Annotated in this window: 10 protein-coding genes; 9 read left to right on the top strand and 1 reads right to left on the bottom strand. The window is 72.8% G+C overall.

What is annotated here, in order from left to right; genetic code table 11:
- Positions 1 to 1,937: condensation domain-containing protein (locus ACQKIP_RS29830; protein WP_427744650.1), on the bottom strand; the 1,937-nt coding region annotated here is incomplete at its 3' end.
- 447 nt (positions 1,938 to 2,384) lie between these two features.
- Between ACQKIP_RS29830 and ACQKIP_RS29825 the strand changes: the two genes are divergently transcribed.
- The 9 genes from ACQKIP_RS29825 to ACQKIP_RS29785 all read left to right on the top strand — a co-directional run bounded on the left by ACQKIP_RS29825 (position 2,385) and on the right by ACQKIP_RS29785 (position 10,051).
- Positions 2,385 to 2,546, top strand: coding sequence for a hypothetical protein (locus ACQKIP_RS29825; RefSeq protein ID WP_365866443.1), 162 nt, complete (start codon positions 2,385 to 2,387; stop codon positions 2,544 to 2,546).
- 168 nt (positions 2,547 to 2,714) lie between these two features.
- Positions 2,715 to 4,076, top strand: a complete 1,362-nt coding sequence (locus ACQKIP_RS29820) for a helix-turn-helix domain-containing protein (protein ID WP_365866441.1) — start codon at positions 2,715 to 2,717, stop codon at positions 4,074 to 4,076.
- Positions 4,077 to 4,242: 166 nt separating this feature from the next.
- Positions 4,243 to 4,407: a lysine biosynthesis protein LysW gene (locus tag ACQKIP_RS29815; RefSeq protein ID WP_190086224.1), complete on the top strand. Its 165-nt coding sequence runs from the start codon at positions 4,243 to 4,245 to the stop codon at positions 4,405 to 4,407.
- Positions 4,404 to 5,270: a RimK family alpha-L-glutamate ligase gene (locus tag ACQKIP_RS29810; protein WP_365866439.1), complete on the top strand. Its 867-nt coding sequence runs from the start codon at positions 4,404 to 4,406 to the stop codon at positions 5,268 to 5,270. Before ACQKIP_RS29815 ends, ACQKIP_RS29810 begins: the two co-directional genes overlap by 4 nt.
- Positions 5,258 to 6,289 (top strand): N-acetyl-gamma-glutamyl-phosphate reductase, encoded by a 1,032-nt coding sequence (gene argC, locus ACQKIP_RS29805; RefSeq protein ID WP_365866437.1) that lies wholly within the window; start codon positions 5,258 to 5,260, stop codon positions 6,287 to 6,289. The genes ACQKIP_RS29810 and argC overlap by 13 nt, the downstream gene beginning before the upstream one ends.
- An 18-nt stretch (positions 6,290 to 6,307) precedes the next feature.
- Positions 6,308 to 7,129, top strand: a complete 822-nt coding sequence (locus ACQKIP_RS29800; protein ID WP_365866435.1) for a [LysW]-aminoadipate kinase — start codon at positions 6,308 to 6,310, stop codon at positions 7,127 to 7,129.
- A 17-nt stretch (positions 7,130 to 7,146) separates the two neighbouring features.
- Positions 7,147 to 8,220, top strand: coding sequence for a M20/M25/M40 family metallo-hydrolase (locus tag ACQKIP_RS29795; protein WP_365866433.1), 1,074 nt, complete (start codon positions 7,147 to 7,149; stop codon positions 8,218 to 8,220).
- Positions 8,217 to 9,086 carry a transketolase gene (locus ACQKIP_RS29790; RefSeq protein WP_365866431.1) on the top strand — a complete coding sequence of 290 codons (870 nt, stop codon included), beginning with the start codon at positions 8,217 to 8,219 and terminating at the stop codon, positions 9,084 to 9,086. The genes ACQKIP_RS29795 and ACQKIP_RS29790 overlap by 4 nt, the downstream gene beginning before the upstream one ends.
- A complete protein-coding gene (locus ACQKIP_RS29785; protein ID WP_365866430.1) occupies positions 9,083 to 10,051 on the top strand; it encodes a transketolase family protein in 969 nt (322 codons plus the stop codon). Before ACQKIP_RS29790 ends, ACQKIP_RS29785 begins: the two co-directional genes overlap by 4 nt.
- The last annotated feature ends 43 nt before the right edge of the window (positions 10,052 to 10,094 follow it).

Raw genomic sequence — 10,094 nt, 5'->3', positions numbered from 1 at the left:
AGGCTGGTGAGCCCGGCGTGCTGCACGGCCACGCCCTTGGGGCGGCCGGTGGAGCCCGAGGTGTAGATGGCATAGGCGAGGTGCGCGGGCAGCAGCGGGCTCGTGCGGTCGGCGTCGGTGGGGTCGATGCCGGGCAGGCCCGGCTGGTCGAGGCGTATGTCCTCCACGGTGAGGACGTCGTACGGGCTTTCTGTGGCCGGGAGTTGGGCGGCCAGGTCCTCGGTGGTGAGGACGAGCAGGGGCGTGACCTCGTCGAGGATGCGCGCGGTGCGCTCGGCCGGCTGGCCAGGGTCCAGGGGAACGTAGGCGGCGCCCGCCTTGAGGACGGCGAACAGCGCGGTCACCATGTCCGCGCCCCGCGGCAGAAGCAGCGCCACGAACTGCTCGGGACCGGCGCCCAGTTGGACGAGCAGATGGGCCAGGCGGTTGGCGCGGGCGTTCAGCTCGGCGAAGGTCAGGGTGCCGTCGGCGGCGACCACGGCGGTGGCGTCGGGGGTCGAGGCGGCCTGCGCGGCGAACAGGTCGGGGATCGATCCGGGCGGTATCGGCACCGGCGGGCGGGCCTCGGCCGCGGCTTTGAGGTCCGCTTGTTCGGCGGTGGTGAGGGTGTCGAGGCGGCCGACGGGCAGGTCAGGGCCGTGGCCCCCGAACGCGGTGAGGAAGTCGAGGAACCTGCGCTGGTGGCCTTCCAGTTCGGCCGCGTCGTACAGGGCCGGGTTGGCGTCGAAGGTGAAGTGCGGTCCGCTGCCGTCGGAGCGGTCGTAGACGGCGACGTTGAGGTCGGCGACCGGTCCGTTGGAGACGTTGTGCACGGTGATGGGGTGACCGGCGAAGGTGACGTCGAAGTCGAACGGCATGATGTTGACCATCAGCCCGAACAGCTGCTGCCCGCCGTCGAGCAGCCGCAGGTCGCGCCGCAGGTCCTCGTAGCGGTGGTGCTGGTGGCGCAGCAGGGCCCGTAGTTCGGTGCTGGTGGCGCGCAGCAGGTCGCCGACGGACGTGTCCGGGGTGATGCGCAGCCGCAGCGGCAGTTCGTTGGAGACCATGCCGGGCGTGTTGCGGGCGTCCGCGCCGCGCCGGGCGCTGACCGGGATGCCGAGGGTGATGTCGGTCAGGCCGGTGCAGCGGTGCAGATAGGCGGCGCAGGCGGCGACGACCAGGGCGGTCCAGTTGGTGCGGGCGGCGCGGGCGAAGGCGCGCATGGCGTCGGTGTCGGCCCGGTCGAGGCCGGCCTCGGCGCGCAGGAACCCCGATGAGGGGGCGGCCTGCCGCCCGTCGCGGGCCAGGGTGGCGATGGCGTCCGGCGGCGTGGCGAACCGCTCGGACCAGTGGTCGCGATCGCGGGTGCGCTGCTCCGAGGCGCCGTAGGCCCGCTCGTCGTCGAGCAGCCCGGCCAGCGGGGCGAACGCGGCGGCCCGTACGTCGGCGGAGCCCTCGGCGTCCGGGGCGGCGAGCGCGGTGTAGAGGCGGGCCACGCGGGCGGTGACGGCCGCCGCCGCGAAGGCGTCCACGAGCACGTGGTGATACCGCTGGTGCCACAGGTAGCGGTCGTCGGCGAGGCGGATGAGGGTGTACCCGAAGAGGTCGGCGCCCAGGATGTCGACGGGCCGCGCCATGTCCGCGGTGATGTGGCGGCGCGCGGCGGCGTCCGGGTCGGGCGACGTGCTCAGGTCGAGGTGGCGCAGCCGGGGGCCCGGATCGGGGCCGATGAGTTGGCGCGGCCCGTCCGGGGTCTCGACGAGCCGGATGTGCAGGGTCTGGGCCTCGCGGACCACTTGGGCGAGCGCGGCCTCGAACAGGGCGGCGTCGACGGGGCCGTGGATCTCGACGTACTCGCCGACGTTGTAGACGGGGGAGTCCGGGGCGAGTTGGTGAGCGAACCAGACGGCGCTCTGGGCGGCAGTCAGGGGCAGCGTGACGTGCTGGGGAGCAGGCATGATCCACCTCGGTCAGGGGGCGCCGGGGTCGGCGGTCCGGGGCTCGGGCCCGGACACGGCGGCATCTTGTGGGCCGCTGCACGCGCGGGCGTCCTGGTGCGGAGGGGTCGCCACCGCCGAACGCGGAGACGAGGGTTCCGGGCAACCGGGCTCATCCTGGCCACGGTCGACCCCGGCCACAAGCAACGCGTTCACGGCTCCGGAGAGGCGGTAGCCGGGTCCCGGTACCGGCGATCCAGGACAACCGCGGCCCGCATTGTAGCCGACTGGGAATGTATGGGCGTTTTGTTCACCCCCCACCTTCGGTGTCGGGGAACTTGGTGAATGGCTCCTTCCGTGGCTTCCGGCAGGTGCACCCACCATCCTTGAAGAGCGGAAGGGAAACGACCGGACAACGCCGGACGGGACTTTTCAAGCACCACTCGCCCTCGTCCTCCGGGAGAAACCATGAAGTCTGTCCGCGCGTTCGTCGTCACCGTTCTCTGCCTGCTGGCGGCCGGTGCCACGGCCGGAACGGCCGCCGCGGAAAACAGCGGCGCCGACAGCGCGGGCGTCTTTGCCAAGGCGTCGTCCCCCGTCCTGCTCGACGGCGACAGCGGCTGGGGATGACCTGCACCAACGTACGGGGGAACCGAAACACGGGAACCGTACAGAGAAAGGGCGTCCGAAGCCGTGAAAAACACCATTCGGAAAACCGTCCGGAACATCAGTGACCGGGAAAGAGAACCGCTGGGACACGGCGGCCGCGGGGGAACTCACGGCGAGGTCACCCGGCGCATGAAGGCCGGTCCGCACCCGATCGGGAAAACCGCCGCGCATGCGCCGTCGCTCCATGAACCCCCGGCCGGCCGGACGGCCGCGTTCGCCGAACTCCTGCGGCGCCACCGTGAACGGTCCGGGCTGACCCAGCAACAGCTCGCGGACTTCGCCACATTGAGCGTCCGGGCGATACGGGACCTGGAGAGCGGCCGGGTGCGAAGGCCCCGCCGGGACAGCGTGGGACTGCTCGCCGACGCCTTGCGGTTGGGCGAAGCGGACCGGCGCCAGCTGCACGCCGCCGGGGGAAGCCCGGTGGACCTGCGGGCGCCGCTCGTCGACCTTCCCGAACCGCCCGCGCCGCCCGGCGCGCTGGTGGGCCGGGAAGCGGAGTTACAGGTGCTGCTCGACCAGGTCACCGTGTACGGGCACCGCCTGGTGACGGTGGTCGGGATCAGCGGCATCGGCAAGACGCACCTGGTGCTCGAAGCGGCCCGCGTGCTGCGCGCCCGGGGCTGGCGGGTCGGATGGCACGCCCCCGGCCCAGACCCGTGCCGCTGCGGCGCGACCCGTCCGACCCGTGCGCCCCGCGCGGTCGGCTCCGGTTCAGGCGGCACGCCGGCGCCCGCAGCCGACGTGACCGACGACCTCGCCAGGGCGATCGGCGACCGGCACGAACTCCTGGTGATCGACGGCGACGACCCGCCGGGCAGCGCCGGAGTGGACGTAGGAGAACTGCTGCGACGCTGCCCGGGGCTGCGCGTTGTGGTGACCGGTCTGGCGCCGCGGCACCTGCCCGACGAACGCGTCCTGCCGCTCACCGCGACCGCCGTGCCGCCAGAAGCACCGGACACGGACGTGGACCACGCCCGGCTGAGCGAGGTCGCCTCCGTGGCGCTGTTCCTCTCCCACATCCGCAGGTCACGGCCGGGATTCCGGCTCCGCGACGACAACGCGCAGGCAGTGCTGCGGCTGTGCCGCCGGCTCGACGGCGTGCCCAGGGCGCTGGAGTACGCGGCGGGTTGGTGCCTGGTGTATCCGCCCGAACTCCTCCTTGCCCGGGCCGGCCGCGACTCCTCCCTGCTCGCACCGCCGACGGGCTGCACCTGCCACCACCTGCTGCGTTCGCTGGCCCGCAGCGTCGACGGGCTCGCCGAGCGCCACCGCCACGTGCTCGCCGAGGTGGCCGACCGCCCGCACTGGACCCTCGCCGACCTCACCCCCCTCGTCCCGGACCCGGCCGCCGCCCTGCACGCGCTGCTCGTACGGGGCCTGGTGCGACCGGTGGGCGACCACCGCCCCGAGCGGTTCACGGTCCTCCAACTGGTGCGGCTCCTGCACGAATCCCGGCGGACCCTGACGGGAGCGGGCCGGGCCGCCTGAGACTGCCGCCGTGGCGTCTGGGACTGCCCCCCGGCCCCCTGAGACTGCCGCTCGTTCTGCCGGTCGCGGCCCCGAAAGGCCCCTACTTTTACCCGTGTCTTTCGGCTACCTGTTTCTTTCGGATTTCTCTCGGCCTTCTTTCGGCGATCGATGAAAAGGACTGGACATGGTCACCTGCCCGGAATGCGAGAACTCGGTGGTCCCCGCGGGACCGCCGGTGATCGGCGAAATCGTGGAATGCGGTGAATGCGCGAGCGAATTGGAGATCCTCACCCTGGATCCGATACGGGCCGCGCTCGCCCCGGAGATCGAAGAGGACTGGGGCGAGTGAGCCACGCCGTGCCGTTCGCGGTCCTCGCATCCCGGGTGCGGACCGACGAGAAGGCCCTGTTCGCAGCCTTCGACCGCAGAGCGATCGCCTGTCAGCACATCGACAGCCGGGGGTGGTGGCACCAGCTCGGTGACCGCGGCCCCCGCCCGATCGTCCTGAACCGCGAGATCGGGCTCGCCCGGGCGACCTACGCGGCCCGGGCGCTGGAAGCGGCGGGTGCCACGGTGGTCAACTCCGCGCGGGCCACCGAACTGTGCGGCGACAAGTGGCGCACCTCCGCCGCCCTGGCCGAAGCCGGCATCCCCACCCCTCGCACGGCCCTGGCCCTCACCCCGGAAGCAGCCCTGACGGCCCTGGACACGATCGGCTATCCGGCCGTCGTCAAACCGCTGAACGGATCGTGGGGGCGGCTGGTCGCCGCGCTGCCGGACCGGCAGACCGCGGAAACCATCCTGGAGTACGCCGCCGCACTGCCCGCACCACAGGCCCGGATCGTCTACGTCCAGGAGTGGATCGCCAAACCGGGCCGTGACATCCGGGTCGTCGTGGTGGGCGGCGAGGCCGTGGCCGCGACCTACCGGCGCGCCGAGGACTGGCGGACCAACGTGGCGCGGGGCGCCGTCAGCGAACTGTGCCCCCTGACACCCGACCTCGCCAAGCTCGCGGTGCTCGCCGCGCAGGCCGTGGCTGCCGACATCGCCGGAGTCGACCTGATCGAGGACGAGACGGGCGAACTCCTGGTCCTGGAGGTCAACCACGGCGTCGAGTTCTCCGGTCTGCAACAGGCACTCGGCGACACCGTCAGCGTCGCCGACCGGATCGTCGACCACCTCGTGGCAGGGGCCGACTCATGCTGCGCGTAGCGATCGTCGGGGCATCCGGCTACATCGGCGGCGAGCTGCTCAGGCTGCTGCACGGCCATCCCCGGGTCACCGTCGTGGCCGCCACCTCCGACCGCCTCGCCGGACGCCGCGTCGACGGCCCCCACCCCAACCTGCGCGGCCTCACCGACCTGTGCTTCGTCGGCCACGACGCCCTGGAGGGCGTCGACGCCGACGTGCTCTTCCTGGCCGCACCGCACCGGGAGACCATGGGAAAGATGGCCGGCTTCCTCAAGCTGGCCGCCACCGTCATCGACCTGTCCGGCGACTTCCGCCTGCACGACCCCGGGATCTACGCGTCCTACTACGGCGTTCCGCACGGCGCGCCGCAGCTGATCCCCGAGTTCACCACCGGCCTCCCGGAATGGCACCGCGCCCAACTCGCCGCCGCCGACCGGATCGCGGTCCCCGGCTGCATGGCCACCGCCGGCATCCTCGCGGTCCGCCCGATGGCCGAAGCGGGCCTGATCGAGGGCACCGTCCACGTGGACGCCCGCACCGGCTCCAGCGGGTCGGGGGTCTCCGGCGGGCCCGCAGCAGCCCATGCCGAACGCAGCGGCGCCCTGCGGGTGTTCGCCCCCTCCGGGCACCGTCACGAGGCCGAGATCGCCCAGGCCACCGGGCGTGTCGTGCGGATGAGCGCCACCGGCGTCGAGGCCGTCCGCGGCGTCCAGGTGCTGTGCCGCGCGACGCTCGCACCCGGCGCGACCGAGCGGGACGTGCGGACCGCGTTCCGCAAGGCGTACGCGGACGAACCCTTCGTCCGGGTCATCGCCCAGCGCCAGGGCCTCTACCGGCTGCCCGAACCGAAGATCCTGACCGGCTCCAACTTCTGCGACGTCGGCTTCGCGGTGTCCGCGGACGACGGCACCGTGCTCCTGATCGGCGCCCTGGACAACCTCGTCAAGGGCGGCGCGGGCGGCGCCGTGCAATGCCTGAACGTCCGCTTCGGCTGGCCGGAGCGGACAGGCCTTGAATTCCCCGGACTGCACCCGAACTGACGTGAGGCTGATCAAGCGATGCGGGACATACTCGTGGTCAAGTGCGGCGGCAACGCCGCCGTACGGGCGGAGTCGATCTGCGCCGACGTCGCCGCCGTACACCGCGGCGGCACACCGGTGATCCTCGCCCACGGCGGCTCGTCGGACATCGACTCACTCGCCGAACGCCTCGGCGTGCCCGCCCGCCGGCTCACCGCCCCGGACGGCGTGTCGACCCGCTACACCGACGCGCCGACCCTCGAAGTGGTGCAGCTGGCCCTCGCCGGATCCGTCAAGCCCCGCCTCCTGTCCGCCCTGCGCGCCCAGGGCGTGAACGCGGTCGGCCTGACCGGCCTGGACGCCGGCCTCCTGGTGGCCGCCCGCAAATCGGCGCACCGCGCACTCGTCGACGGACGGCGGATCATCGTCCGCGACGACCACAGCGGACGCATCAAGGAGGTCAACGGCGACCTCCTGGCCACGCTGCTCGCCTCCGGGCTGCTGCCCGTGATCTCGCCCCCGGCCGTGGCCGAGGACGGCGGAGCGGTCAACGCCGACGCCGACCGCGCCGCCGCCGCCGTCGCGGGCGCCATGGGGGCGGACACCCTGCTGCTGCTCACGGGGGCGGGCGGCGTCCTCGCCGACCGGCACGACGAACGCTCGGTCCTTCCCGTCTGCCGTGTGCCGCGCCAGGGCGCCCCGCCCGTGGTCACCGGCGGCATGGGCATCAAGCTGATCGCCGCCCGCGAGGCACTCCTGGCCGGCGCCCGCCGCGTCCTGATCGGCGACGGCCGCCGGCCGCACCCCGTCCAGGACGCCCTGGCGGGCGCGTGCACCGAAGTACTCCTGGAGGAACAGTGAGTAGCCCTGGAGGAAAAGTGACCGCGTTCACCGACACGGCCGCCGTCGACCTGCTCCACGGCATGCTGCGCATCCCCTCCCTGTCCTACGCCGAGCAGGAGCAGGCCGCGTACGTCGTAAACGCCCTGCGCACGGCGGGCTTCACCGCCGGGACCGACGCCGCGGGCAACGCCGTCGGGGAGATCCGGCGCGGCCCAGGGCCGACGGTGATGCTGCTCGGGCACATGGACACCGTGCCGGGGGACATCCCGGTGCGGCGGGAGGGCGAGCGCCTGTACGGCAGGGGCGCCGTCGACGCCAAGGGGCCGCTGGCCGCCATGATCTGCGCGGCCGCCGCGGCTGCCGCGAGCAGCGCCTTCAGCGGCCGGATCGTGGTCGTGGGCGCGGTGGAGGAGGAGACCGCCCTGTCGCGCGGCGCGGTGGAGATCCGCCGCACGCACGAGCCGCCGGACGCGCTGGTCATCGGCGAGCCCAGCGGCTGCGACACGGTCGTCCTGGGCTACAAGGGCAAGCTCGACCTGCGGTACGAGGTGCGCTGCGAGGCGACCCACCCCAGCAACGTCGTGCCCAAGGCCTCCGAGCTCGCGGCACGGGCATGGGGCGAACTCCTGGCGCTGCTCGGCCCCGACGCCAGCCACGCCCGGTTCGAAAGCCCCGGCCCGACCCTGACGTCCATCAACGGCGAACTGGACACCGCCACCGCCGAGTTCAGCATCCGTACCCCTCCCGGCTTCGACGGCGAGCACCTGGTCAAGGAGCTGTCCGCACGCCTGGACGCGGGCACCCTCGAAGTCGTCAACGCGGTGGACGCCTGCCGCGTCGGCCGCAACGACCCCGTGGCGCGGGCCCTTTCGGTCGCCATCCGCGCCGAGGGCGCCGCCCCGCGGGCGAAGGTGAAGACCGGCACCTCCGACATGAACACCCTGGCCCAGAAGTGGACGGTGCCCATGGCCACCTACGGCCCCGGAGACAGCGCCCTGGACCATTCCGACCGCGAACACATCGAACTGCCGCAGTACCTGTTCGGCATCCGCGTGCTCACCCGCGCCCTGGCCGCACTGGACACGCACCTCAGCGGGGAGAACCGATGAGCGAGGACCACGCGCACAGGGCACGCGAACTGATCGTGCAGATGTGCGCCAACCCCGAAGGCGGCCACCTCGGCGGCTCGATGTCCCTCGTCGAGATCCTGGTGACGCTCTACCACGACGTCATGCGCATCGACCCGCGCCGACCCCACGACCCGGAACGGGACATCCTGCTCCTGAGCAAGGGCCACGGCGCAATCGGCCTCTACGCCGCCCTGGCCGAGCGGGGCTTCTTCCCCGAAGAGCTCCTGGCCGGCTACGGCGCCCCGGACAGCGTGTTCACCGCCCACCCCAACCCGGCCGTCCCCGGCGTCGAGATGCCCACCGGTTCGCTGGGCCACGGGCTGCCGCTGGGCGTCGGCTTCGCGCTCGCCGCACGCCTGGACGGCAGCGACCGGCGCTGCTTCGTCGTCCTGGGCGACGGCGAACTCCAGGAGGGCTCGGTCTGGGAGGCCGCGATGGCCGCCGGCGCCAAGGGACTCGACCGCCTGGTGGCGATCGTGGACCGCAACGGCCTCCAGATCAGCGGCGACACGGAAGACACGATGGGCCTGGAGCCGCTCGGCGACCGCTGGCGCGCCTTCGGATGGACCGTCCACGAGGTCGACGGCCACGACACGGGCCAGCTGCGCGAGGCCCTGACCGGCATCCCGCACACCCCGGGCAGACCGACCGTGCTCCTGGCCCGCACCGTCAAGGGCAAGGGACTGCCGTACATCGAGGGCCAGGCCCGCAGCCACTACGTCCGGCTCACCGAACGCGGACACCGGCGTGCCCGGGCGGCACTGCTGCGCGGCGACCGAGCCCACGGTGACCGACCGCGCAGTGACCGACCCCGCGGCGAACGAACCCGAACGGAGATCGCATGAGCGTCGTGACAGCCGAACCCGCCGTCGTCCAGGAGGAACGCGCGGCGCGCGAGGTCTACCGGGACGTGCTGGTCGACATGGCCGCCGCCGACGCACGCTATGTGTGCCTGGACAGCGACACCGGCCTGTTCTCCGGCACCGCGTGGGGCGCCGCCACGCCGCGCTACCTCAACTTAGGCATCGCGGAACAGAACCTGATGGGCGTGGCGGCGGGCCTCGCCCGGTCCGGCCGCATCCCCTACGTCAACACCATGGCCACCTTCGCCGCCACCCGCGCCCTGGAAGCGGTGAAACTCGACATCGCCCTGAACGACCTTCCGGTGCGGATCGTCGCCACCCACGGCGGACTCTCGGCGGGCCATCTCGGCTCCACCCACCACGCGTTGGAAGACCTCGCCGTCATGCGGATGCTGCCGAACATGACGGTCCTCGTACCCGCCGACGCCGCCGCCACCGAACACCTTCTGCGAGCGTCCGCACGGCTGCCCGGGCCCGTCTACCTGCGCCTGGGGCGCGGCGCGACGCCGGCCCTGCCGCTCGGAGCGGAGCCGCTGCGGATCGGAACCGCGCAGGTGCTGCGCCACGGCGCCGACGTCACGCTGATCGCCACCGGCCCGCACCCCGTGCTGACCGCACTGGAGGCCGCCGGTGAACTGGCCGATGCAGGCATCGAGGCGGCCGTCCTCAACATGCATACGATCAAGCCGCTCGACCGGCAGGCGATCGTCACCGCCGCGGCGCGCACGCGCGGCATCGTCACCATCGAGGAGCACTGGGCCGCCGGGGGCCTGGGTTCCGCCGTGGCCGAGGTGGTCGCCGAGCTGGGGGTCGCCTGTCCGGTACGGCGGGTGGCGGTCGCCGACCGGTTCGCCGCCGGCAGCGGGGGACAGCGGCACCTGCTGGCGCGCAACGGCATCGACGGAGCCACGGTGATCGAGCACGTACGACGCCTGCTGCTCACCTGAAGCAAACTGCTGACGGCGAAGGGGCCGCGGACCGCCACCAGGG

Origin of the sequence: Streptomyces sp. NPDC059900, assembly GCF_050270335.1 — a bacterium.
GTDB lineage: Bacteria > Actinomycetota > Actinomycetes > Streptomycetales > Streptomycetaceae > Streptomyces.
Note: the sequence above shows the minus strand (reverse complement) of the source record. Positions and strands in the feature narration are given on the sequence as shown.

Excerpts from the sequence above, each read along its gene's own strand:
- ACQKIP_RS29790 (WP_365866431.1), top strand. The coding sequence starts at position 8,217 with ATGAGCGAGGACCACGCGCACAGGGCACGCGAACTGATCGTGCAGATG.
- ACQKIP_RS29820 (WP_365866441.1), top strand. The coding sequence starts at position 2,715 with ATGAAGGCCGGTCCGCACCCGATCGGGAAAACCGCCGCGCATGCGCCG.
- ACQKIP_RS29800 (WP_365866435.1), top strand. The coding sequence starts at position 6,308 with ATGCGGGACATACTCGTGGTCAAGTGCGGCGGCAACGCCGCCGTACGG.
- ACQKIP_RS29825 (WP_365866443.1), top strand. The coding sequence starts at position 2,385 with ATGAAGTCTGTCCGCGCGTTCGTCGTCACCGTTCTCTGCCTGCTGGCG.
- ACQKIP_RS29785 (WP_365866430.1), top strand. The coding sequence starts at position 9,083 with ATGAGCGTCGTGACAGCCGAACCCGCCGTCGTCCAGGAGGAACGCGCG.
- argC (WP_365866437.1), top strand. The coding sequence starts at position 5,258 with ATGCTGCGCGTAGCGATCGTCGGGGCATCCGGCTACATCGGCGGCGAG.
- ACQKIP_RS29815 (WP_190086224.1), top strand. The coding sequence starts at position 4,243 with ATGGTCACCTGCCCGGAATGCGAGAACTCGGTGGTCCCCGCGGGACCG.